The 23,114-nt window shown below is 68.5% G+C and carries 19 protein-coding genes; 13 read left to right on the top strand and 6 right to left on the bottom strand.

The window, feature by feature from the left end:
- Positions 1 to 30: 30 nt before the first annotated feature.
- On the top strand, positions 31 to 723 hold the full coding sequence (locus tag ABE505_RS13600; protein ID WP_346445134.1) for a response regulator transcription factor: 693 nt from the start codon (positions 31 to 33) through the stop codon (positions 721 to 723).
- Positions 720 to 1,997, top strand: a complete 1,278-nt coding sequence (locus ABE505_RS13595) for a HAMP domain-containing sensor histidine kinase (RefSeq protein ID WP_346445133.1) — start codon at positions 720 to 722, stop codon at positions 1,995 to 1,997. Before ABE505_RS13600 ends, ABE505_RS13595 begins: the two co-directional genes overlap by 4 nt.
- Before the next feature lie 106 nt (positions 1,998 to 2,103).
- Here the strand turns inward: ABE505_RS13595 and ABE505_RS13590 are convergent, their stop codons facing one another.
- Positions 2,104 to 3,420: a type II toxin-antitoxin system HipA family toxin gene (locus ABE505_RS13590; RefSeq protein WP_346445132.1), complete on the bottom strand. Its 1,317-nt coding sequence runs from the start codon at positions 3,418 to 3,420 to the stop codon at positions 2,104 to 2,106.
- A 2-nt stretch (positions 3,421 to 3,422) separates the two neighbouring features.
- The gene (locus ABE505_RS13585) at positions 3,423 to 3,668 is read right to left on the bottom strand and encodes a helix-turn-helix domain-containing protein (RefSeq protein ID WP_346445131.1); all 246 of its coding nucleotides are present in this window, start codon (positions 3,666 to 3,668) and stop codon (positions 3,423 to 3,425) included.
- 189 nt (positions 3,669 to 3,857) lie between these two features.
- Between ABE505_RS13585 and xth the strand changes: the two genes are divergently transcribed.
- Positions 3,858 to 4,637 carry an exodeoxyribonuclease III gene (gene xth / locus ABE505_RS13580; protein ID WP_346445130.1) on the top strand — a complete coding sequence of 260 codons (780 nt, stop codon included), beginning with the start codon at positions 3,858 to 3,860 and terminating at the stop codon, positions 4,635 to 4,637.
- A gap of 130 nt (positions 4,638 to 4,767) precedes the next feature.
- On the opposite strand, the gene ABE505_RS13575 is transcribed toward xth, so the two are convergent.
- The gene (locus ABE505_RS13575; protein WP_346445129.1) at positions 4,768 to 5,028 is read right to left on the bottom strand and encodes a GlsB/YeaQ/YmgE family stress response membrane protein; all 261 of its coding nucleotides are present in this window, start codon (positions 5,026 to 5,028) and stop codon (positions 4,768 to 4,770) included.
- 71 nt (positions 5,029 to 5,099) lie between these two features.
- Positions 5,100 to 6,506 carry an AMP-binding protein gene (locus ABE505_RS13570; RefSeq protein ID WP_346445128.1) on the bottom strand — a complete coding sequence of 469 codons (1,407 nt, stop codon included), beginning with the start codon at positions 6,504 to 6,506 and terminating at the stop codon, positions 5,100 to 5,102.
- 99 nt (positions 6,507 to 6,605) lie between these two features.
- Here ABE505_RS13570 and ABE505_RS13565 point away from each other — a divergent pair, with 99 nt between their 5' ends.
- The 8 genes from ABE505_RS13565 to ABE505_RS13530 all read left to right on the top strand — a co-directional run bounded on the left by ABE505_RS13565 (position 6,606) and on the right by ABE505_RS13530 (position 15,961).
- On the top strand, positions 6,606 to 7,232 hold the full coding sequence (locus ABE505_RS13565) for a 4'-phosphopantetheinyl transferase superfamily protein (protein WP_346445127.1): 627 nt from the start codon (positions 6,606 to 6,608) through the stop codon (positions 7,230 to 7,232).
- On the top strand, positions 7,229 to 7,885 hold the full coding sequence (gene rsmG, locus ABE505_RS13560; RefSeq protein WP_346445126.1) for a 16S rRNA (guanine(527)-N(7))-methyltransferase RsmG: 657 nt from the start codon (positions 7,229 to 7,231) through the stop codon (positions 7,883 to 7,885). The genes ABE505_RS13565 and rsmG overlap by 4 nt, the downstream gene beginning before the upstream one ends.
- A gap of 112 nt (positions 7,886 to 7,997) precedes the next feature.
- Positions 7,998 to 8,807 (top strand): AAA family ATPase, encoded by an 810-nt coding sequence (locus tag ABE505_RS13555; protein WP_346445125.1) that lies wholly within the window; start codon positions 7,998 to 8,000, stop codon positions 8,805 to 8,807.
- Entirely contained in the window at positions 8,804 to 9,721 is a 918-nt protein-coding gene (locus tag ABE505_RS13550; RefSeq protein ID WP_346445124.1) for a ParB/RepB/Spo0J family partition protein, read from the top strand. The genes ABE505_RS13555 and ABE505_RS13550 overlap by 4 nt, the downstream gene beginning before the upstream one ends.
- Positions 9,722 to 9,765: 44 nt before the next feature.
- Complete coding sequence (locus ABE505_RS13545) at positions 9,766 to 10,113, top strand: DUF2946 family protein (protein WP_346445123.1); 348 nt, start codon at positions 9,766 to 9,768, stop codon at positions 10,111 to 10,113.
- A gap of 309 nt (positions 10,114 to 10,422) precedes the next feature.
- On the top strand, positions 10,423 to 11,727 hold the full coding sequence (locus ABE505_RS13540; protein ID WP_346445122.1) for a TolC family protein: 1,305 nt from the start codon (positions 10,423 to 10,425) through the stop codon (positions 11,725 to 11,727).
- The gene (locus ABE505_RS13535; RefSeq protein ID WP_346445121.1) at positions 11,724 to 12,689 is read left to right on the top strand and encodes an efflux RND transporter periplasmic adaptor subunit; all 966 of its coding nucleotides are present in this window, start codon (positions 11,724 to 11,726) and stop codon (positions 12,687 to 12,689) included. The genes ABE505_RS13540 and ABE505_RS13535 overlap by 4 nt, the downstream gene beginning before the upstream one ends.
- A gap of 92 nt (positions 12,690 to 12,781) precedes the next feature.
- Entirely contained in the window at positions 12,782 to 15,961 is a 3,180-nt protein-coding gene (locus ABE505_RS13530) for a CusA/CzcA family heavy metal efflux RND transporter (protein WP_346445120.1), read from the top strand.
- 297 nt (positions 15,962 to 16,258) lie between these two features.
- Here ABE505_RS13530 and ABE505_RS13525 read toward each other — a convergent pair whose 3' ends face one another.
- Complete coding sequence (locus tag ABE505_RS13525) at positions 16,259 to 16,795, bottom strand: hypothetical protein (protein ID WP_346445119.1); 537 nt, start codon at positions 16,793 to 16,795, stop codon at positions 16,259 to 16,261.
- Positions 16,796 to 17,030: 235 nt separating this feature from the next.
- Here ABE505_RS13525 and cml point away from each other — a divergent pair, with 235 nt between their 5' ends.
- Entirely contained in the window at positions 17,031 to 18,245 is a 1,215-nt protein-coding gene (gene cml / locus ABE505_RS13520) for a CmlA/FloR family chloramphenicol efflux MFS transporter (RefSeq protein ID WP_346445118.1), read from the top strand.
- 131 nt (positions 18,246 to 18,376) lie between these two features.
- Positions 18,377 to 21,550 carry a hypothetical protein gene (locus ABE505_RS13515; RefSeq protein ID WP_346445117.1) on the top strand — a complete coding sequence of 1,058 codons (3,174 nt, stop codon included), beginning with the start codon at positions 18,377 to 18,379 and terminating at the stop codon, positions 21,548 to 21,550.
- 627 nt (positions 21,551 to 22,177) lie between these two features.
- Here the strand turns inward: ABE505_RS13515 and ABE505_RS13510 are convergent.
- The gene (locus ABE505_RS13510; protein WP_346445116.1) at positions 22,178 to 22,987 is read right to left on the bottom strand and encodes an RHS repeat-associated core domain-containing protein; all 810 of its coding nucleotides are present in this window, start codon (positions 22,985 to 22,987) and stop codon (positions 22,178 to 22,180) included.
- Between the last annotated feature and the right edge of the window lie 127 nt (positions 22,988 to 23,114).

Genomic DNA, 23,114 nt, shown 5'->3' with positions numbered 1-23,114 from the left:
ATGCCGGACTCGCTGCCGTAGGAATAACCGATGCGACTGCTCGTGGTCGAGGACAACCGCAACCTCGTCGGCAATCTGTTCGAGTATTTCGAGCCGCGCGGCCATGAGATGGACGCCGCGCCGGACGGCATCGTCGGCCTGCATCTGGCGGTGACCCAGCGCTACGACGCGATCATCCTGGACTGGATGCTGCCGCGACTGGATGGCTGCACGCTGCTGCAGCGGCTGCGCGAGCATGCGATCGACACGCCGGTGATCATGCTCACCGCGCGCGACGACCTGCACGACAAGCTCGTCGGCTTTCGCGCTGGCGCCGACGACTACCTGACCAAGCCCTTCGCGCTGCCCGAGCTCGAGGTCCGGCTCGATGCCGTGCTCGCGCGCGCAGGCGGCCGGCGCAGTCCGCGTGCGCTGCAGATCCACGACCTGCGCCTGGACCTGGATACCCTGGAGGCCACACGTGCCGGCCAGGTCCTGCACCTGTACCCGGCCGGGCGCAAACTGCTCGAGATGCTGATGCAGGCCAGCCCCGCGGCGGTCGAGCGCCGGCTCCTGGAGCACGCGCTGTGGGGGGACGCACCGCCCGATGGCGACATGCTCCGTTCGCACGTCTACGACCTGCGCCGCAGCGTCGACGGCCCATTCGCAGTCAAGCTGATCCGCACGCTCCCGCGCTACGGCTACCGGCTCGTCGCACCGAGTGATGCGTGCGTGCCCGGATGAGCCGGACCCGCAGCCTGCGCACCCGCATCCTCTACTGGCTGGCGGCCTATGCGCTGCTGCTGGCCGCCGCCGTGTCGCTGCACGGCCTGCTGGTCAACGAGTACGCCGAGAGCCTGCTCTGGGATTCGATGCTGCGCACCGAGTTCACCCAGCACCTGAAGCGACGCAGCAGCGACCCGGACTATCGGTGGAGCGACTCCGACAGCCTGCGGCTGTACGTGGACGAGGCCGACGCGCTGCCAGAAACACGTGGGCTGCCCGATGGGATCCACGAGATCAAGTTCGCGGACGGCGCCGAAATGCTGGCACTGGTGGAGCATGTCGATGGCGTGCGCCATGTGCTGACGCTGGACATCACCGAGATGGAACGCGAAGAGGACCGGCTGACGTTGTTGATCCTCGGCTCATCGGTGCTCATGGTGTTGGTGATGGGCGCAGTGACGGCCGTCGGACTGGGACGCGCTCTGCGCCCGCTGACGACGCTGGCGCGCGACATCGCCGAACTATCGCCCGACCGCGCCGGACAACGCGTCGTGCCCGGGCCGCAGGCCAGCTCGGAACTGGAGGTCATCGCCGCCGCGCTCAACGACTACCTGCAGCGCAACGAGCGCTTCGTCGAGCGCGAGCGGGCGTTCATCCGTACCGCCAGCCACGAGTTGCGCACGCCGGTGGCGGTGATGTCGGGGGCCGCCGAACTGGCACTCGATGTCCCCGACGTGCCCGCCACGACTGCGCACCAACTGCGGCGCATCCGGCACACGGCCCACGACATGGACCGCCTGATCGCACTGCTGCTGGCCTTGGCGAAGGATCCGGCGCGCCTGCTGCAGGCCGGGCAACCGATCGAGCTGTCGGCCTTGCTGCCGGCGATCGTCGACGACCACCGCCACCTCACCCGCGACAAGGCCCTGGAGATCGTCGTGCACGTGCCGCAACCGTGCACGATCCTCGCCCCGCCCGGCGTGGTTCGCGCGACGGTAGGCAACCTGCTGCGCAACGCGATCGAACACAGCGACGACGGCCGCATCGAAATCGTCCTGCATGCCGATGCGACCGTCGTCATCCGCGACCCGGGCCACGGCATGTCGCCCGAGCAGATCAGCACGATCTACTCGCGCATGGCGCGCAGCGCGGCCCCCGTGGGCGACGGCATCGGCCTGGAACTGATCGCCCGGGTCTGCGAACACCTGGGCTGGGCGCTGGAGATCGACTCGGCGCCGGGCGGTGGCACCACCGCAACGCTGCGCATGCACGCGTCCGACAGCGCGCGTTGAGCGGCATTCGGACGGTCCGCTGAACCGCACGGTGCGAACCAGCGGTGGGCGATGCACGGCGCCACGGCACGGCCTGATGCGGCAGTGCCACGCCCCTACGCGTGTCCTAGCTGTTCAGACCCGCCAGTAGCACACGCATCCGGCGCCCGACGCCTCCGCTGACGGACGCGTGCAGCGCCGCCGGAAAGTCCGCGGGCAGTGCGCGTTCGAGCGACGCCAGCGCAGCATCCACTCGGGCGGCGATGTCTTCGATCGCATGGCGCACCAGCGAGGGCGCCAGTCCCGCCGCGTCGCCCGTCTGGAAGAAGTGCCGGGTTTGGATCTCGTCGATGCGGTAATGATTGTGGTGGCCGACCGACATGGCGAGCTTCATCTGCTTGCGTTCGATCTGCCTCGCATCGAGGCTGAGCTGCGCCGTGAGCACGTCGTACATCGGGGTCAACGCATAGCCGCCGCCCGGGTGCAGGAAGATGCTGAAGTTCTTGGCGTGGCTGTCGGTTGCACCCATCAGCCAGAAGATCAATTGCGCCTGGAGCAATGTGCGGTGATCGTCGGCGGGCGCGTCGGCGCCCTTCAATAGGTCCGCGATTGCCACGAAGCCAGGACCGCCGTGACTCTGATACTTGCGCGCCGGCGGAACGGACAACGCCTGGCAACAATCCTCCTGCGGCAGACGAACCAGGCGGCCTTGGCTCCAGACGCGGTCGAAACGCTGGACGACCAATGCCTTGGTCTGACCGAACGTCACGATCTCCGCATGGGCGACCGGCAAACCGAGGTGGCCGAGCAAGCGGAGGCAGTAGAACTCGTTCTCGACGCTGTTGGACAGATCGATGCCATTGGGCAATTGGCCGATCTGCGGCTTGATCAGATGCGTGGTCGGCGTGGTGCCATGCGGCTTCAGCCATTGTCCGTCCAACTGCAGCAGCGCGGTCTTCTCCTGCGCGCCGGCAACCGAGATCCGGAAGTCGTCATCCCGGCGCAGCCCCAACGGGGCCTGCGCCAGCGATTTGAGCAGTTGTTCGATGGCCGCCTCGTCGACCGCTTCGCCCGAAAGCCGCGACGTATCGATCGGCGCCGCATCACCGGCGATGAACTGCAGGGCGCCGATGCAGTCCCGGCCGATCTCGGCCAGCAGGCTGTAGGCATCGATGCCGGCAGCACCGACCTTCTCGGCCACGCGCTTTCGTAGCTCGTCCGAGTCCGGCAACAGGTTCTCGAACACCGCGACGACCGGCTCACCCCGCCAGGGGTCCTCGCGCAAAGGTAGCGACAGCGAGACCGGGAAGGCCTTGCTGCCGCGGTCCAGCCACGCGCGGTCGTAACGGAACTCGATCGCGCCGCTGGGCTCTTTTTGCAGATGTCCGACCAGCCGGTCGTTCTGGTAGACGCGTAGCGGCGGATGTCGGCGTGCCCGGGCCATGCTCAGACCAGGTCCAGGGGGTTGGCCCCACGGCTGCGGGCGGCGATCCGCAGTTCCAGATCGAGTGCCGCCAGCACGGCGAGCACCGTGTCGAGCCGGGTCGCCGGATTGCCGGTCTCGATCAACGAGATCGTCTCCTGTCGCAGGCCGACGCGCTCACCCAGCGCGCGCTGGCTCATGGCAAGGCGCTTGCGGTGACGGCGGATGGTGGCGCCGATCTGCTTGGGGGTACGGGCCAAGTCGTGCATCGCGGTCTCCTTGGCTCAAGACTATGCGCCAATCGCGATAAATTGGCAATATCGGAATCAGCGCATATTTAGAAATTATTAGCCAATCCCGATAATTATGCTTTATGGTGCTTGGCGCATAGGATGTCGCGCTCGCGTTGTCGCACCAGGCCCCCGGCCTCTCCAAGACATCAACAAGTGACCCACTGAATGAAGATCGCCAGCTGGAACGTCAATTCGCTCAATGTCCGCCTGCCGCACCTCGAGCAGTGGCTGCGCGAGGCGCAGCCGGACATCGTCGGGTTGCAGGAAACCAAGCTCGAGGACGCGAAGTTCCCCGACTCGGCGCTTGCCGCGCTCGGCTACCGCAGCGTGTTTTCCGGCCAGAAGACCTACAACGGCGTCGCGCTGCTGGCGCGCGAGCGCGCGATCGTCGACGTCCAGATCGGCATCCCTGGCTTCGAGGACGACCAGAAGCGTGCGATCGCGGCGACGATCGACGGCGTGCGCGTGATCGACCTCTATGTCGTCAACGGCCAGGACGTGGGCACCGAAAAGTACGCCTACAAGCTGCGCTGGCTCGAGGCGGTGCACGACTGGGTCGCACGCGAACTGACAGCCCATCCGCAGCTGGTGGTGCTGGGCGACTTCAACATCGCGCCCGATGCGCGCGACGTGCACGACCCCGAGGTCTGGAACGACAGCCACATCCTCACCTCGAGCGCCGAGCGCGATGCCCTGCGCCGGCTGCAGGCACTGGGCCTGCACGACGCGTTCCGGCTGCACCACGCGCAGGGCGGGATGTTCAGCTGGTGGGACTACCGCCAGGCCGCGTTCCGCCGCGACCTCGGCCTGCGCATCGACCTGACCCTGGTCTCCGACGCCCTGCGCGACCGCGCGCTGGCCTCCGGGATCGACCGCGAGCCGCGCACCTGGGACCGGCCCAGCGATCACGCACCGGCCTGGGTCGAGCTGCGGCTGGATCCGTAGCCGCGCGAAGACGCAGACAACACGCGCCGCACCGACCCGGCTCCAAAACCGGGGTCAGAGTGCAATTTCGCCTCGCAGAATTGCACTCTGACCCCGGTTTTAAAAATTGACTCTGACCCTGGTTGTGGGGTCAGCGGCGGAACAGGTTGACGATCGCCAGCAAAATCACCGCGCCGAGGAAGGCGGTGACCAGGAAGCCGAGCCAGCCGCCGCCGACGTTCAGCCCGATCCTGGGCAACAGCCAGCCGCCGATGAAGCCGCCGACGATGCCGACGACCACATTGAGCACGATGCCCTGACCGCGGCTGCGCGTCAGCAGGCTCGCCAGCCAGCCGGCGATGCCGCCGACGAACAGATAGAACACCCAGGACCAGAACGACGTCGGTTCCATGCCAGCCAACCTCCAACTGCGAAAGGGAACCGCCGGGCTCGCCGGCGGCCGTCAGCACACAGACGACGCGCTTAGGCCACTGCGTCGCCGAGCAGAGCGTCCAGCGCGGCGCGCGGCAGCTTGCCGGTCTCGTTGCGCGGCAGCGCATCCACCCGGCGCAAGCGCCGCGGCAGGAACACCGGATCGGTGCTCTCGCGCAGCGCGGCCAGCAGCGTCGCGTCGTCGAGCCCAGGATCGGCGACCACGACCGCCGCGATCCGCCGCACCCCATAGGCATCGGCGGTCGTCGCCTGGCAGATCACGCCATCGCGCACGCCCTCGATCGCCAGCAGCCGGCGGGTGAGGTCGGCCAGCGACGCGCGCTTACCGGCGATTTCGATCATGTCGGCCTGACGCCCGCGCAACACGAACCGCCCCTGCGCGTCGAGCTCGACGATGTCGGCCAGCATCCGCGGCTCGGGCAGGTGCGGCGCGGTCACCAGCGTGCCGTCGGGCACCGGCTGCAGGCGCACGCCGGCGAACGGCGTCCAGGCGGTCTCGCAGGCGGTCCGGCGGCGGGCGAAGATGCAGGTCTCGGTCGAGCCGAACAGTTCGCGCACCTCGCAGCCGAAGCGCGCCTCGGCCTGCGCGGCCAGCGCCTGCGGCAGCGGCGCGGTCGCAGTGGCGATCGCGGCCAGCGGCGGCAGCGCCACGCCCGAGTCGACCAGCGTGCGCAGGTGGACCGGTGTGGTCACCAGCAGCGCCGGCGCCGGCGCATCGCGCAGCGCCGCGGCGATGTCCTCGGGGAAGAACGGCCGCGCGCCATGCACCGCCACGTCGCCCAGCAACGGGAGCAGCACCGACATCTCCATGCCGTACATGTGCTGCGGCGGCACCGTCGCGACAACGGGGAGCGTGGCGTCGTGCAGGTCGGCCAGCGCCGCCAGGTTCTGCTTGGTGCTGGCGTAAAAGCTGCCCCAGGTCTTGGCATTGGCGGTCGGCACGCCGGTGCTGCCGGAGGTGAAACCGATCGCGACCACCGCATCGGCAACGAGTGTGGGCATGTCGTCGGCGAACGCCAGGGGCAGGACCTCGGGCAGGCGCAGGTAATGCGGCGGCATCGCGCCCGAGGTGGCGCCGTCGGCCTCGCAGCCGCAGTCGCCGCGATCGCCGACGCAGTAGCTGTCGGGATGACGTGCCCGCACGTCGTCGATCGCCCCGCGCGTGCGCGAAGGCGGCAGCAGCGTCGTCTGCCCGCGCAGCGCGACCGCGCAGAATGCGACCAGGAAGCGGTAGCGGTCCTCGCACAGGTTCAGCGCGCATGGCGCGTCGGGCAGCATCGCGGCCACGCCGCGCACGTGCGCCAGGAACGTCGCCAGCGGCACCGGGCCTTGTCCGCCGAACGCGACCGCGCGCGCGCCCTCGCCGACGGCCAGCGGCAGCTGCCCGGCAGCCTGCGCCTCCCCCACGCCCCCCTGTTCCCAAACGACTGCCGACATCCGCGCTGCGCTCCTCGTGACCTGGCCCGCGCGCCCCGGCGGCATCGCGTATCCGACGTTTTAGCTTACGCTGGACGCCCCGCGGCATGCCAAGTGCGGATGTTCAGCCCATATAGCAGCCTGCGTACAGGCCCCGTCCGCTGCGCCTGGCGCGACTACCGCCGCGGCCAATCGGCCGAAACTCTGCTCCGCCCGTGGCTGGCCACCGAGCTGGCGATCGACGCTGCCCGGATCGACCTGAGCCGCGACGCCCGCGGCCGGCCGCAGCTGCGGGTCGCCACCGACGCGTCTGGCGACCCCCCGACCCGATTCGACATCAATTGGAGCCACAGCGGGGAGGCGCTCGCGGTCGCGCTCGGCGATGGCGTCGATGTCGGCATCGATATCGAATGGCTGCGTCCGCGGCCACAGGCGATGGCGCTGGCGCGGCGGTTCTTCGCCCGCGAAGAGGCAGACGCACTCGCCCGTCTGCCGCCTGACGACGCCGAAACCGCCTTCGTGCGCCTGTGGTGCGCGAAGGAAGCCGTGCTCAAGGCCCACGGCCACGGGCTGTCGTTCGGCCTGGACCGGCTGACGTTCGCGGCCGTCGAGGGGTACTGGTCGTTGGTGGCCTGCGATCCCGCACTCGGCCGTCCGGGCGACTGGCGCCTCCAGGCGTTCTCGCCGCTGCCCGGCTACCTGGCGACGCTGGCCTGGCGGCCGCGGCTTCTACAATGCCGGCCATGACCACCGCCCACGACCCCGCGCTGCGCGCCGAACTCGACGCCGGCCTGCGCGCCCTCGCCCTGGACCCGACCCTGGCCGGGCCGCTGCTCGACTACCTCGCGCTGCTCGCGCGCTGGAACCGCACCTACAACCTCACGGCGATCCGCGAGCCACGCGAGATGGTCGTGCGCCACCTGCTCGACTCGCTGGCGATGACGCCCTACGCGGCCGAGCTGCCGACGCTCGCCGACCTGGGCACCGGTCCCGGCCTGCCCGGCATCCCGCTGGCGATCGCGCTGCCCGCGCTGCGGGTGACCCTGGTCGAATCCAATGGCAAGAAGGCGCGCTTCCTGCGCGAGGCGGTGCGCCAACTCGGGCTGGGCAACGCCGAGGTGGCCGAGTCCCGGATCGAGGCGGTCGACCGGCCTGGCGCATTCGCCGCGATCACCGCACGCGCGCTCGCCACACTGCCCGACATCCTCGCCGCCGGCGGCCACCTGCTGGCCGACGCCGGCCGGCTGCTGGCGATGAAGGGCCAACGGCCCGACGACGAGATCGCCGCACTGCCCGCCGGCTGGCAACTCGAGGCGGTGCACCCGTTGCGGGTGCCCGGCCTGGACGCCGACCGGCACCTTGTCGTGGTCGCCCGCGCACCCGGCGCCGCTGCCGCCTGAACCGCGTCCGCGCCGGCCGGCGCGCCCGACCCCCTGCCCGCCTTAGGGCATAATCCCCCTCCGGACGCCGCCCGCGGCGCCCGGCTCCCGTCCTCAACCGCGCCCGGAGCCCATGGCCCGCATCATCGCCATCGCCAACCAGAAAGGCGGCGTCGGAAAGACGACCACGGCGGTCAACCTGGCCGCAGCGCTGGCCCGCACGCCCAAGCGCGTGCTGCTGGTCGACCTCGACTCGCAGGGCAACGCAACGATGGGCTGCGGCATCGACAAGTCGATCGTGCCGGTCTCCACCTGCGACGTGCTGCTGGGCGAGGTCGAGGCGATGGACGCGATCGTGCAGACCGAGGAAGAGGTCGACCTGATTCCCGGCAACACCGACCTGACCGCGGCCGAGGTCGAGCTGATGGACGCCGGGGAACGCGAGCAGCGCCTCAAGCGCGCGCTGGCGCCGCTGCGCCCGCGCTACGACTTCATCATCATCGACTGCCCGCCAGCACTGTCGCTGCTCACGCTCAATGCGCTGACCGCAGCCGATTCGGTGCTGGTGCCGATGCAGTGCGAGTACTACGCGCTCGAGGGCCTGTCGGCGCTGCTGCAGACGATCGACGCCCTCAAGCAGAACCTCAACCCCTCGCTCGAGATCGAAGGCGTGCTGCGCACCATGTTCGACGTGCGCAACAACCTGGCCAATGCGGTCTCCGCCGAGCTGACCGGGCATTTCGGCGATCAGGTGTTCCGGACCATCGTGCCGCGCAACGTGCGCGTTGCCGAGGCGCCGAGCCACGGCCAGAGTATCGTCGGCTACGACCGGTCATCGCGCGGCGCCATCGCCTACCTCGGCCTGGCCGGCGAGATCCTCCGCCGCGAACGCGAGCGGACCCAGACGCACAAGGAATCCACCGCCATGGATACGCCGGCATGAGTACCGCCAAGACGCCCGCCAAGAAGCGCGGCCTGGGACGCGGCCTCGAAGCGCTGCTCGGCCCCAAGGCCGCCGCCGAGGCGCCGAGCCTGGAGGCCACCGAGACCGACACCCTGCGCACGCTGCCGATCGATGCGCTGACCGCAGGCCGCTACCAGCCGCGCAAGCACTGGGACCCGGACAAGCTCACCGAACTGGCCGAATCGATCCGCGCCCAGGGTGTGATCCAGCCCATCGTCGTGCGCGAGCTGCCCGACCGCACCTACGAGATCATCGCCGGCGAACGCCGCTGGCGCGCCTCCAAGCAGGCCGGCCTGGCCGACGTGCCGGTGGTCGTGCGCAACGTCGAAGACCGCACGGTCGTGGCGATGGCGCTGATCGAGAACATCCAGCGCGAGGACCTCAACCCACTGGAGGAAGCCCAGGCGCTGCAGCGACTGATCGACGAGTTCGACCTCACCCACGCCCAGGCCGCCGAGGCCGTCGGTCGCTCGCGCGCGGCGGTGTCCAACCTGCTGCGCCTGCTCGAACTGCCGCCGGCGATCCGCATCCTGGTCGAGTCCAAGCAGTTGGAGATGGGGCATGCGCGCGCACTGCTCACGCTCTCGCCGGAGCTGGCCAGCAAGCTCGCCAGCGAGGCGGTCGAGCACGGCTGGTCGGTGCGCGAGGTCGAGCACCGCGCGCAGCAGTTCGCCGCCGGCCGGGTGCCGGGCGGCAACGGCCGCAGCGCCGCACGCAGCAAGGCCCGCCCGCAGGCCGACATCGTCTCGCTGGAGAACGAACTGTCGGAGACCCTGGGCACGCGGGTCTCGATCGCCAACGGCCGCGGCAACAAGGGCCGGCTGGTGATCCACTACGGCAACCTCGAAGCGCTCGACGGCGTGCTCGAACGACTGCGCGGTCCGCGCGACTGAGCCTGGAATTGTGTAACGCCGCGCCTTGCCTCTAGGCTGCGCGGATGCCCCTGTCCCGAAACCGCCTGTCCTGGTCGCGCCGGCTGCTGCTGGCGCTGCTGGTGCTGGGCCTGGCGATCGCGCCGGTGATGGTGGCGATGGGCAACACCTACGAGCTCGTCCGCGGCGAGACCGCCACCGAGCACGACGCGACCGCACACGCCCACGCCGACGATGGCGACCTGCTGCATGCGGTCGCCCACTGCGCCGGTTGCGGCGCGCATACCCCGGCGCTGCCGCCGGTACTGCCCGCCCTGGCCCCGCTGGTCGTGGTCCGACCTGCCTATCCGCACCCCGGCGACGCCCCGACCCGCCGCCACGAACGCCTGCTGCGTCCCCCGATCGCCGCCTGAGCCCGCTGGCGTCCGCGCGCATTACGTGCCGGGCGGTATCGGGTGCCCGACGCACGTCGCCGTCCGGCGCCGTGACGCGGGCCGACAGGCCACGTCACGTCTCCCGCCAAGACGCGCCACCGCAGGCCGCCGCGCACACGAGTGCGGCGCCGACCTGAGCGCACGTCCGCACCCGCCCCTGCCTCGACACCTCGCCCGAGGTCCCTGCCAGCGGTCCTGAGGCCCGGGCAGGCGCGTCTATGTGGCCTGCCCGCCCCCTACGTTGCCGTCGGTCCATCACGGCCGGCGCTCACGATCGGAGTGTGTCCCATGCTGTTGCGACTGGCGGCCTGCGCCGCCCTCGCCGTCGCGCCGTGCCTTGTGCCGGCGCAGGCGGCGCCTTCTGCTGCACTCGCTGTCCCGATGACGCCCGCCCCCGCGGCGGTGCAGGTCCTGACCCTGGACGCGGCGTTCGTGCGCGTCGCCGAGGCCCATCCCGACCTGCGCCTGGTCGATGGCCGCGGCGCGGTGCTCGCCGCCGAGCGCGATCTCGCCGCGCAGCGTCCACCGCTGGAAGCGGGCATCGAGATCGAGAACCTGGTGCCCGACGCGCCCACAAGCACCCTGGAAGCGACCTTGACGCTGGCTGGCGTGTTCGAGCGCGGCGGCAAGCCGGACGCGCGCCGCGCGTTGGCGCAAACCCGGATCGATGCGCTCGCGCTCCAGCGCGAAGCGGCGCGGGTGGACCTGCTCGCCGAGACCGCGCGCCGCTATCTGACCGCCGTGGTCGCGGCGCGACAACGCCGCCTGGCCGACGACGAGATCGCCGAGCAGGCCCGCGTGGTCGCGGCCGCACGCCGTCGCTTCGAAGCCGGCGCCGCCCCCGAGGCGGTCGCGCTCGCCGCGCAGGCGATGCAAGCCCAGGCCGAGCTGCGCCGCGCGCGCGCGCAAGCCGAAGGCGACGCCGCACGCCGCAGCCTGGCGATGCTCTGGGGCACGCCCGAGGCGGATTTCGCCGTGACCGACACCGATCCCCTGGCGCTGCCGGAGATCGCCACGTTCGCCGACCTGCGCGCCCTGCTCGAGCGCACGCCCGAACTGCGCCGATTCGGCGACCAACGCCGCATCGCAGAGGCCCGGCTGCAACTGGCGCGCAGCGCGCGCACGCCCGATGTCGGCTGGCAGTTGGGCGTGCGCCGCAGCCAGGACACCCGCGACGTCTCGCTGCTGGGCAGCCTCACGGTGCCGCTGGGCAGCGGCGCACGCGCGCAGCCGGAGATCCGCGCCGCCCAAGCCGAACTGGCGCTGCTCTCGGTCGAACGCGAGGCCGGCGATCGCGCACTGCAGGCCACGCTGGCCGAGGCGCACGGCCGTTACCTCGTCGAGCGTACGCAGGTGCAACGGCTGCAGGCCGACGTGCTGCCGCAGCTGGCGCGCGCCCTGGCCCAGACCGAACGCGCCTGGGCCGCGGGCGCTGCCACCTACCTCGAATGGGCGCAGCTGCTCGACGCCCGCCGCGACGCGCTGCGCCAACAACTCGACGCCGCCGAAGCCGCCCAACGTGCGCTGATCGAACTCCAGCGCCTGACCGGCGAGCCGCTCGCGCGGCCTGCCACCACCGGAGACACTCGATGACGACCCGATTGCCCGCCCGCGCACTGGCCCTGCTGCTGTTGATGGCGCTGGCCGGTTGCGGCGCGCCCGACAGCGCCCCCACCGCTAGCGCTGCCGACCACGACGACCCGCACGCTGGAGCCGACGAAGACGCGCACGGCCACGACACCGCCCTCGTCGTGCCCGACGCGATCGCACGCGACATCGGCCTGCGCACCGCACCCGCCGGGCCCGGCACGATCGCCGACCAGCACGAAGTGCAGGGCCTGCTGACCACGCTCGAGACCGGCAATGCCCGCGTCACCGCCCGCTTTCCCGGGCCGATCCGCCGCCTGCATGCCGAACTGGGCGATGTCGTGCGTGCCGGCCAGCCGCTGGCGACCATCGACAGCAACCTCAGCCTGTCGTCCTACACCGTGACCGCGCCGATCGGAGGCACCGTGCTCGCGCGCGACGCCGCGGTCGGACAGGTCGCCAGCGAAGGCGCGGTGCTCTACCAGATCGCCGACCTGTCGACGCTGTGGGTGGACCTGCACGTCTACGGCCGCGATGCAGAACACCTCGCGCCCGGCTCGCCGGTCACGATCACCCGGCTCGGCGACGGTGCGACCGCGCAGACCCGCATCGAGCGCGTCCTGCCCGCCACCGCGACCGCCAGCCAGAGCACGGTGTCGCGCGCGCGCCTGGACAACGCCGACGGCCAATGGCGCCCAGGCGCCGCGGTCCGCGCGCAGGTCACCGTCTCCCTGCAGCAGGCCGCGCTCGTGGTCCCACTGAGCGCACTGCAACGCATGGACGCGCGCGATGTGGTGTTCGTGCGCGAAGGCGAGCGCTACGAAGCGCGACCGGTGTCGCTGGGCCGCCGCGATGCACAGCAGGTCGAGATTCTCGACGGCATCGCCGCAGGTGACGATGTGGTGGTCGCGCAGAGCTACACGCTCAAGGCCGACCTCGAAAAAGCGGGGGCGACCCATGCGCACTGACACGATGCATCCCACGCTGCGCCGCACTCGCGGACACGCGCAGCGAGCGACCGCGCCCGCCGCCGCATCGGCCCTGCACGGAGCGCGCCCGGATGCTTGAGTCGATGATCCACCTGGCCATTCGCCATCGCTGGCTGGTCCTGCTGGCCACGCTTGCGCTGATCGCCGCCGGCGTCTGGAGCTTCCTGCGATTGCCGATCGACGCCACGCCCGACATCACCAACGTGCAGGTGCAGGTCACCACCGCCGCCCCCGGCTACGCCCCGCTGGAGACCGAGCAACGCATCACCTTCCCGATCGAAACCGCACTCGCCGGCCTGCCGCGCCTCGACCACACCCGGTCGCTGTCGGCCTACGGCCTGTCGCAGGTGACCGTGGTCTTCGAGGACGGCACCGACCTGTACTTCGCACGCCAGCAGGTGGCCGAACGGCTGCAGCAGGTCCGCGGCCAGGTGCCCGACGGGATCGAGCCCACGCTCGGCCCCGCGGCCACGGGCCTGGGCGAGATCTTCATGTACACCGTCGAGGCCGAAGCGGGCGCGCGCAAGCCCGATGGCAGCGCCTACACCGCGACCGACCTGCGCACGCTGCAGGACTGGGTGATCCGCCCGCAGCTGCGCACCGTGCCGGGCATCACCGAAGTCGACACCGTGGGCGGCTTCGCACGGCAGATCCACGTCACGCCCGACCCGGCGCGGCTGGTCGCGCTCGACGTGCGCTTCGACGACATCGTCGCCGCGATCGAGGCCAATACCCGCAACGTCGGCGCCGGCTACATCGAGCGCAACGGCCAGCAACTGCTGGTACGCGTGCCTGGGCAGGTCGCCGACATCGCGGCGATCGGCAACATCGTGCTGGTCCGGCGCGACGGCGTGCCGCTGCGCGTGCGCGATGTCGCGGACGTCGGCGAAGGCCGCGAACTGCGCACCGGGGCCGCGACCAAGGACGGCGGCGAGGTCGTGCTGGGCACGGTGTTCATGCTGGTCGGCGAGAACAGCCGCACCGTCGCACGCGCCGCGGCCGCGCGGCTGGAGGCCGCCAACGCCAGCCTGCCGGCCGGCGTGCACGCGACCGCGGTGTACGACCGCACGGCCCTGGTCGACCGCACCGTCCGCACCGTGTCCCGCAACCTGATCGAAGGCGCGCTGCTGGTGATCGTGGTGCTGTTCCTGCTGCTGGGCAACGCGCGCGCCGCGCTGCTCACCGCGCTGGTGATCCCGCTGACGATGCTGTTCACCATCATCGGCATGCGCCAGGGCGGCGTCTCGGGCAACCTGATGAGCCTGGGCGCACTGGACTTCGGGCTGATCGTCGACGGCGCGGTGATCATTGTCGAGAACTGCCTGCGCCGCTTCGGCCAGGCACAACAACGGCTGGGCCGGCTGCTCGACACCGACGAGCGCCATGCGCTGGCAGCCAGCGCCACCGCCGAGGTCATCCGCCCCAGTCTGTTCGGCCTGGGCATCATCGCCGCGGTCTACGTGCCGGTGTTCGCACTCGACGGCGTCGAAGGCAAGATGTTCCACCCGATGGCGATCACCGTAGTGCTGGCGCTGACCGGCGCGATGCTGCTGTCGCTGACCTTCGTGCCGGCGTCGATCGCCCTGCTGCTGCGCGGCCGCGTGGCCGAGCACGAGAACCGCGCGATGCGTGCCGCCCGACGCGGCTATGCGCCGCTGCTCGACGGTGCGCTCCGCCATGGCCGCTGGCTGGTCGCCGGCGCCGCAGTGCTGGTGCTGGGGTGCGGCTGGCTGGCCACACGCCTGGGCAGCGAGTTCGTGCCGAGCCTGGACGAAGGCGACATCGCCCTGCATGCGATGCGCATTCCCGGCACCGGCATCGAGCAATCGGTGGCGATGCAGCGCGCGCTCGAACGGCGCCTGTTGCAAGCACCCGAGGTCGCGCACGTGTTCTCGCGCATCGGCACCGCCGAGGTCGCCAACGATCCGATGCCGCCGTCGGTCGCCGACACCTTCGTCATCCTGCATCCGCGTAGCGACTGGTCACAGCCGCGCAAGTCACGCGCCACGCTGGTGGCCGAGATCGAAGCGCTGGCGCAGGCGATGCCCGGCAGCAACTACGAGTTCACCCAGCCGATCCAGATGCGCTTCAACGAGTTGATCTCCGGCGTGCGCAGCGACGTGGCGGTGCGCATCCAGGGCGACGATCTCGAGGTGCTGCAACGCCTGGCCGGCCAGGTCGAAACCGTGCTGCGCAGCATCGACGGCGCCGCCGACGTACGCACCGAAGCCGTCGACGGCCTGCCACTGCTGGAGATCGCTCCCGACCCGCGCGCAATGGCCCGCTACGGCCTCAATCCCGGCGACGTCCAGCGCGTGGTCGCCGCCGCCATCGGCGGCCAGACCGCCGGCCAGTTGTTCGAGGGCGACCGCCGCTTCGACATCGTCGTGCGCCTGCCCGAGGGCCGACGCACGGACCCGGCCGCGCTCGCCGATCTGCCGATCCCGCTGGGCACCGCCCCGTCGCCCGACGAAGCCGGCCGCGACGACCCCGGGCCCTCGGGCGCACCACGCACCGTGCCGCTGCGCGAGGTCGCCGACATCGAAACCCGGCTGGCCCCGAACCAGATCACTCGCGAAAACGGCAAGCGCCGCATCGTGGTCACTGCCAACGTGCGCGGCCGCGACCTTGGCGGCTTCGTCGAAGACCTGCAGACGCAGGTACGCGCGCGCGTGCCATTGCCGACCGGCACCTGGATCGACTACGGCGGCACCTTCGAGCAACTGGTCTCGGCCGGCCAGCGCCTGCGCCTGGTGGTGCCGGCGACGCTGGCTGCGATCCTGGTCCTGCTGTTCCTGGCGTTCGGATCGCTGCGCGACGCACTGGTGGTGTTCAGCGGCGTGCCGCTGGCACTGACCGGCGGCGTGCTGGCGCTCGCGGCGCGCGGCATCCCGCTGTCGATTTCTGCCGGCGTGGGCTTCATCGCGCTGTCGGGCGTGGCCGTCCTCAACGGCCTGGTGCTGGTGGGCTTCATCCGCCGCCTGCGCGCCGACGGCCTGCCGCTCGCGACGGCGATCCGCGACGGCGCCCTGACCCGCCTGCGCCCGGTGCTGATGACCGCCCTCGTCGCCTCGCTCGGCTTCGTGCCGATGGCCTTCAACGTCGGCGCCGGCGCGGAAGTCCAACGCCCGCTGGCCACCGTCGTCATCGGCGGCATCGTGTCCTCGACCCTGCTGACCCTGCTGGTGCTGCCCGTGCTGTACCGCTGGGCGCATCGGCGCGAGCGCCGGCCTGCCGATACAAGGGCGTGAACGATGTCCAAGCGCAATGCCCGTCGCAGACATGGCCGGACATCAGCTGGCGAGACGCAACCCACTGAAGTCCGGCTAACGAAGATCGCTGCCTGGCTCAGGGATGGCGAGCTGGCACTACTCGACGCATGCATCCTCCAATGTCGCATGCTGCATCAGCAGCATGCGCGTTGGGGCCAGCCGACGGTGCCAGTCGCCTGTTCGATCTCGCGCGGGACACGGCGCCGGTGCCGCTTGTCTGCCGCCAGACGTGGATCGAGATCTGCTGACTAATGGGCCACTCGCAACTAGGTTGCGTCAACCCAGCGCTCTGTAGATCGCAGGATTGAGGTCTCGGCACGATTCGCTTTCATTGCCCCGGTTCAACTCAACCCTGACCAATTCGCTAAATTCTGACCCATCCTCGAGACGCACACGCAGAGCAACTCCGCAATCGAACCAGCGATTCGTCTCGAAGACCTTTTCAACTTGGATCTGCGAGCCAAGCGTCAGCCGCCGCCGATACGCCACCTCCGACCCGCCGACGCCGGGCGGGGGAATCAGAGCGACGTAACTCGTAGCAGCGCCGGAGTGCGCCCTGATCCCGTAGGCATTGATGGCGCCCACGATTTCGTACCGCCTGCCGACCAGAACGCTGTACGCAGGTTCGTCACTGACGTCTTCAAGCGCGACCTCCGAGCAGGATTGCATCAGTAGTAACACTGGCAGCAGCGGAATCCACCTATATGTCGCCTTCACTCTTCCCACCGCGTCGCGCGATACCCGACGCTCACTGTATTTGAATAGCCTCACGCCGACCACGATGGTCCGCGATAGCCGCTGCTCCGCCGCCATCTTTCACATGCGGCTGAGGACCCAGCTTGCACCTGCCTGGAGTTCGCAACCGATGTTGACTAGAGTCTGCAGTTCAATCGCGCCTTCAGGCATCCCCGGCATGGCAGCAGGCCCTTCCACAGATCGCTAAGCCGCAACGACGTGTTCGACCAGTCGTTGCGGCGGTCTTTCCTCGATCTCGAATCCACGAGCAGGCAGATCGCCGCCAGATTCCACTCTGCGCGGGGGCTTTGCCATGTCCGACAACAACTCGCCCACCTGGGCCTACTCCGTGCCATCGACGTTGCTGTTGATGGTCCCGTTCGATCTGCTCGCCTCACTGGCGATGGATGTCTACCTGCCGGTGGTGCCGCAGATGCCGGCCGCGCTGGCCACATCGCCGGGGATCATCCAACTCACGCTCAGCGCCTACATCCTGATTCTGGGCGTGGGCCAACTCCTCTTCGGCCCACTCTCGGACCGGATCGGGCGTCGCCCCGTCGTGCTCGGCGGGGCCGTTGCCTATGCGCTCGCGTCCTTGTTGCTGGCCGTAGCCAGTAGCGGGAGCCAATTCCTGCTGCTGCGTGTGATCCAGGCCCTGGGCGCATCCGCCGCCCTCGTGGGCACGTTCGCCACGGTGCGCGACGTGTATGCCGACAAGCCCGAAAGCACGACCCTCTACGGCGTGTTCAGCGCGATCCTGGCGTTCGTGCCCGCGTTGGGCCCGATTCTGGGCGCCGTGGTGGCGTTGGCCTTGGGATGGCGGGCGATCTTCGTCCTGCTCGGTGCGATGGCGGTCCTCGCACTGGTGCGCGCCTGGCCGCGCTGGCACGAAACCCGGCCCGTGACCACGTCGACCCAAGGCCCGCGCCTTGCATCGATCCTGCGCAACCGGGCCTTCTGGGTCTATACGCTCGGATTCGGCACCGCCATGGGCAGCTTCTTCGTGTTCTTCTCCATCGCGCCCCGGGTCCTGATGGCCGGCGCGGGTTGGAGCCAGATCAAATTCAGCCTGGCCTTCTCCACGGCAGCGCTGGCGATGATCCTCACCACGCGCGCCATCCCGGCATGCGTGCGACGCTGGGGCATCCAGGGCTGCTTTGTACGAGGAAGTTGCACCATCGCCTTCGGCGCGATCGTCCTGGCCGCGTGTGCGGCATCGATCGAGCCCGGCTTCGTCAGCTTCGTCATGCCGATGTGGGTGATGTGCGTGGGCATCGTGCTGGTCGTGTCCGTGACCGCAAATGGCGCCCTCGGCGATTTCGCGGATGCGGCCGGCACCGCCGTCGCCCTGTACTACGCCATCCAGAGCCTGATCGTCAGCGGATTGGGGACCTTGTCGGTGCTGACGTTCAATGGCGCGACCCCCTGGCCGCTCGTGGCGTATGCCCTGGCCATGTCGACGGCAAGCCTCGCCGGGCTCGCACTGCTGCGACGGACCTCCGACTTGCGCCCGCGTTCCGGAGACTGAATGTGACGCGTTTGGCGAACTACGACGTCTGGGTTAGGGGGTGTCCCTAGCTCGCGCGCCCCACATGTCTCTGGACAATGGAGGACGCGCCCTGATGGGCGCGTTGCCCATTCCTGCCAGGGAGCACACCGATGGCGATCGATGGTATCAACGCAGCCCGCGTCTCCGACACCTCCAGCGTACCGGCCGACTACACCTCACCCAGCCGTGCCGAACTCACCGAACTGGCAAAAGCGCTGCACGATGTCGGCGAGCGCAGCGGCAAGAAGGACGACTACGACCGCCGCCTGCAGGCGCTGGCCTCCGAATTCCTGCCCACGCTGAGCCAGGAGGACCGCGGGCGCTTCCTGGGCGCGATCCTGGACCGCGACAAGGGCGCGCTGAAATCCTGGCTGCAGAGCGATCGTCTCGACAAGCTGGTCGACGACGGCCGGCTCGGCGAGAACGACCGGCAGCGGGTGGTCGATGCCGTCGAGCGCGGCTACGTCGACCAGCATGTGGAGCCGGACAAGGCGTCGGAGTTCATCGACACCGCCAAGGTGGACAAGGCGAGCGACCGGCCATCGGACGCACCGAGCAAGGACGACCTCGTCGACCTGCACAAGTCGCTGCACGACGTCGGCGAACGCCGCGCGCGCAAGGACGACTACGACAAGCGGCTTGCGGCCCTGGCCACCGACGACCGGTTCCTCAGTGGCCTGGACGACAACGATCGCGGCCGGTTCATGGGCGTGGTGTTCGAACGCGACAAGGGCGCGCTCGGCTCCTGGCTGCAGAGCGACCGCCTCGACAAGCTGGTCGACCAGGGCCGCATCGACGACAGCGATCGCAAGCGCGTCGTCGACAGTGTCGAGCGCGGCTATGCCGATGGCCACATCGACGAGAGCCGCGCATCGGAGTTCATCGATACCGACAAGGTCGACGAGCGCGCGCGCAAGCCGGCCCCCGACGACGACAAGGACAAAGACAGGGCCGCCCCGAAGTCTGTGACCGAGGACGGCTACAAGGTGGCCGGGGCCAAGGAGGACGTGGTCTACGACGACATCAAGCAAGTGTCCTACCCCGGCGAGTTCGACGACGGCTGGCTGCGCGTGGACACCAAGGGAGGGGACAAGCTGGCGGTCAGCCCCTCGGACGCCCCGGACCTGCACGCGCTGGCCGAGCGCAAGTATCTCGATGACGGCCAAGGCACTGTCGACCAGACCCGCGAGAACGCGCGCCTGCCCGCGAGCAAGGACACCGACCTGTTCGCCCTGAAGACCGACGTCGAACAGGACGGCGAAAAGCTCAGCGTCGGCGAGGCCGCGATGAAGCTGACGATCGACGAGATCAAAGGGCGCAGCGACCTCTACGACGGCAGCGCCCAGGCCCAGTTCCTGCGCCTGGTCGAAGCGCGCAGCGCGGTCACCAACGGACGCCCGATCCATCCGGTCTACGAGGACCGCATCAGCGGTGCGTTCAAGAGCACCCGGACTCGCACCGAGAACCTTGTCCGACTCGAGCAAGCGGACATGCAGGAGATCTTCGACGAGCGCGCGGTCAATCGCGAACTCGATTCGGCGATGCGCAACGAACAGGTCGCCGAACTCTACCAATCCAAGCTCACCGAGGCCGTCGGCAAGGTGCCGGAAGACGAGCGCAACAAGCTGGCCGATCGCCTGGAAAAGGTCGTCGGCAGCGCCGACTACGTGAAGGAAGCCAACCAGCTCGACGCAAGCGAACGCCCACTGGCGAAAGCCGACGTCGAGGACGCACTCTCGCAACTGGCGCTGATCGACCCCGAACGCGCCGGCGAAGCCGGCCAGACCTTCGCGCTCAATGCGCTGGCCGGCGAGATCGACACGGTCTTCGCCGATCCCGAGCTCGTGAGCTCGGAGGCGCGCGTGGATGCGGTGGACGCGGGCCTGGGTGCGATCAAGAACGGCATCGGCAAGGCGGAACTGCCCTTCGACATGGCAGGCAAGCTCGACAGCGTGCTGAAGGCCGACGACACCGTCAAACAGGACTTCTCCAAGCTGCTCGACGGCATGCGCAACGGCGGGCACGACGACATCGACCAGGTCTTCTCCGACACCATGTTCGCCAGCGACAAGCGCGCCCAGTCCGACATGCGCAGCCTGGTCAGCGACCTGTCCTCGAACGGCCTGCTGCCGGCCGTCACCGGTGCGATCGGCATGACCCAGACGATCCGCTCGCTGGTGAGCGACGGCCTGGGCGAAACGCCCGAGGAAATCCTCGGCACCGTGGGTGGCGTGCTGGGCATGGCCGCATCGCTCGAAAGCGGGCCCACCCTGCTCAAGAACGTGGCCTCGACCCTCGACGGCTCGGCGACCGATCTACTGGGCATGCGCAACGAGGACACCAAGCGCCTGGGGCTGGAGAGCGTCCACACCAATCACGCTACCCGCACCTATCGCAACGCAGTTGCCGACGCGCCCCACGGCCCCGGCAAGCTCGCCGTCCCGGACCAGGACAAGATCGCCGACGGCCTCAAGGACCGACTGGGCGATGCCAGCGACAGCAAGTTCGACCGGCGCGTGGACGCGACAATGAAGGTGGCCTCCAAGCTGAACGGCCACGCGACCGGCATGCTCGGTGTCGTCACCGGCGGCATGGGCCTGGGCGATGCCGACTCCGATGCCGACCGGGCCGCCGGCGTACTCGGCGTCATTTCCGGCTCGACCGATGCGCTCACCGGCATCGTCGGCGAACTGACCAAGGACGGCCAACTGCGTCCGGGCGTGAACCGGTTCCTGGCCGCCGCCGGCGGCGAAGGCGCCGCGGTGGCCGGCCAGCGCATCGCCGGCGCGATCGCACGCGGTGCAGGCCCGGTGGGCTTCGTGCTCACCGCCGTCTCCGAGCTGATCTCGGTGTTCACAGGCAACGCCAAGGCCAAGAAGACCGCCAACGAACAGCACGACTGGTTCAACGCACTGGCCGACGACGGCGTCATGCAGTCGGACTGGAACGTCAAATACGACTACGCACGCACCACGCTGGGCGAGTTCGACAACCTGCACAACGACCACGTCAAGAACGCCCGGGCACTCAAGAGCTCTGACTGGGGCGGCCGCCAGGCGCCGGAAGACCGCAGCATCTTCGACTTCCACCGCGACGAGTTCGCGCACTTCAAGCAGGAGTGGGAGAAGAACCGCGGCGCGCCGACTTACGTCACCTTCCTCGACCCGGACAAGCGCAAGGCGGACTTCAAGCGCGAAGCCGATGCTATGGATGAAGTGAAGGCCTACATGAAGGAGCACCCGACCTATCACCCGGGGCATAACGATTGGGTGCTGGAGCCGTAGGCTCGCACGGCGACTGCGCGCTCACAATAGTGAGCCTGAATAACTCGCGCAACGATCACGGCATCTGGACGAGTTCTTACTTCGCGAATTCAAAAGCCTCGCGCAGGAGCAGCGCAGCTCTAGCTTCTATTACTCACGACTTTTGCCCCAGAACACCCGCAACATCGGCTTCCCTTTGACTCAACAGCGATAGCAATTGGTACGCCTGCGCAGAAAAATTGACATGCGCCCCTCGGCCAACCCATCAAGACACGGGCTCTTAGAGAAGTAAAACTCACATTACCGCCAGCCCCACACTTAGGGCGAATGCCAGTGGGCTTTATGCACAACTTCCCCATCCGCACTTAGCTCGACCGACCAAGCCTCCATCCCAAAGCTCATTTTATTCTCGAACCATAAACGCTCCTTGCAACTCCCACTGCAGGGCTTGGAGGCATATCGCACGAACAGTTTCTCCGGAAGCTCTCTTACATCGGGATCACCTAACGCTTGGATAACCATGCGCCGATCGTCTCCGAAACTTATCGCATCAAATGCACGCGAATTCCTTTTAGAAACAAAAGAGCATGAGGATATATACAGAACTACAAACCCGAGAACAAAAAAAGCCAATATTTTTTTCATTCTCTATCTTCCAGGCTCAAATCCAGGCAGGATGTTCAGCAGCCCCTGAGGGATAGGGCCGCCCTGTGGAATGAAGAACGTCTGAGCACCAGGCAGCGCACCTGCCGCCCGCGTCAAACCGCCTGGAAAAGGCGTCTCAAGATTTGGCATCCCGCCAGCCAAGATTCCCTCATTCGTCCTGACAGCGCAATTGTCTAAGTAGCCCACTCCATTCATATCTGGATGATTTAACACCAAAGAGTAAGCAGCACGAGCATTCTGCACTGCGGTTGCGGGAAGTAGAACGACAGTTTGATTTCGAACGGCACTTTGGCTTTGCAGATAGCCAGTAACAGAGCTCCCCAACGGGGTGTCGTTGCCATAACTAAACATGCCATGCCCGGAAATAGCCAAGCCAACGTGCCCAAAGACATTCCCTCGAGTTCCATCACGCACACCGCCACCGATCACCAAGAAATCGAGGCCTGAGGGATCAGCCCTTGAGATAGGATTCCCACCTACGTATCCATAGGTATTCAATCCACCCGCCAAACCAATGGGATCGCTTTGCGTATATCGCCCCGTCCTTGCGTCATAGTAACGATTGATGTTGTACCAGAGGTTCGTCTCTCGATCGTAGCACTGGCCCGGGAACCCAATGTTCAGGCCACCGATGCTGTCTTGCGTGACGCGCCGGTCAAACGCAAAGTTGTCCGCCCGCCATACGATCGCCTTTACGGCATTGGTAGCGAGCTCGGGACGGCCGAGATGATCGCCGTGGACGTAGTAGATTTGGTTTCTGCGCACTATCCAGACCAGCTCACTCTTAGCCACAGGTAGTTGGTCCACTTGTAATGACCCAGTGATTTCCTGCTCAGGTGCTACCTTTTGAGGAGAGCACGATGAGCCAAGTGATGGACGAAGAGATCAAACGTTGGACGGCGCGGCGCAAGTCGGCGCT

It is taken from the genome of Luteimonas sp. TWI382, assembly GCF_039674545.1.
Classification (GTDB): Bacteria; Pseudomonadota; Gammaproteobacteria; order Xanthomonadales; family Xanthomonadaceae; genus Luteimonas.
Note: the sequence above shows the minus strand (reverse complement) of the source record. Positions and strands in the feature narration are given on the sequence as shown.

Bases quoted from the DNA above. Each gene is read 5' to 3' on its own strand.
- ABE505_RS13595 (WP_346445133.1), top strand. From the start codon at position 720: ATGAGCCGGACCCGCAGCCTGCGCACCCGCATCCTCTACTGGCTGGCG.
- ABE505_RS13530 (WP_346445120.1), top strand. From the start codon at position 12,782: ATGCTTGAGTCGATGATCCACCTGGCCATTCGCCATCGCTGGCTGGTC.
- ABE505_RS13570 (WP_346445128.1), bottom strand. From the start codon at position 6,506: ATGTCGGCAGTCGTTTGGGAACAGGGGGGCGTGGGGGAGGCGCAGGCT.
- cml (WP_346445118.1), top strand. From the start codon at position 17,031: ATGTCCGACAACAACTCGCCCACCTGGGCCTACTCCGTGCCATCGACG.
- ABE505_RS13565 (WP_346445127.1), top strand. From the start codon at position 6,606: ATGTTCAGCCCATATAGCAGCCTGCGTACAGGCCCCGTCCGCTGCGCC.
- ABE505_RS13525 (WP_346445119.1), bottom strand. From the start codon at position 16,795: ATGGCGGCGGAGCAGCGGCTATCGCGGACCATCGTGGTCGGCGTGAGG.
- rsmG (WP_346445126.1), top strand. From the start codon at position 7,229: ATGACCACCGCCCACGACCCCGCGCTGCGCGCCGAACTCGACGCCGGC.
- ABE505_RS13600 (WP_346445134.1), top strand. From the start codon at position 31: ATGCGACTGCTCGTGGTCGAGGACAACCGCAACCTCGTCGGCAATCTG.
- ABE505_RS13540 (WP_346445122.1), top strand. From the start codon at position 10,423: ATGCTGTTGCGACTGGCGGCCTGCGCCGCCCTCGCCGTCGCGCCGTGC.
- ABE505_RS13515 (WP_346445117.1), top strand. From the start codon at position 18,377: ATGGCGATCGATGGTATCAACGCAGCCCGCGTCTCCGACACCTCCAGC.
- ABE505_RS13585 (WP_346445131.1), bottom strand. From the start codon at position 3,668: ATGCACGACTTGGCCCGTACCCCCAAGCAGATCGGCGCCACCATCCGC.
- xth (WP_346445130.1), top strand. From the start codon at position 3,858: ATGAAGATCGCCAGCTGGAACGTCAATTCGCTCAATGTCCGCCTGCCG.
- ABE505_RS13555 (WP_346445125.1), top strand. From the start codon at position 7,998: ATGGCCCGCATCATCGCCATCGCCAACCAGAAAGGCGGCGTCGGAAAG.
- ABE505_RS13535 (WP_346445121.1), top strand. From the start codon at position 11,724: ATGACGACCCGATTGCCCGCCCGCGCACTGGCCCTGCTGCTGTTGATG.
- ABE505_RS13550 (WP_346445124.1), top strand. From the start codon at position 8,804: ATGAGTACCGCCAAGACGCCCGCCAAGAAGCGCGGCCTGGGACGCGGC.
- ABE505_RS13575 (WP_346445129.1), bottom strand. From the start codon at position 5,028: ATGGAACCGACGTCGTTCTGGTCCTGGGTGTTCTATCTGTTCGTCGGC.
- ABE505_RS13545 (WP_346445123.1), top strand. From the start codon at position 9,766: ATGCCCCTGTCCCGAAACCGCCTGTCCTGGTCGCGCCGGCTGCTGCTG.
- ABE505_RS13590 (WP_346445132.1), bottom strand. From the start codon at position 3,420: ATGGCCCGGGCACGCCGACATCCGCCGCTACGCGTCTACCAGAACGAC.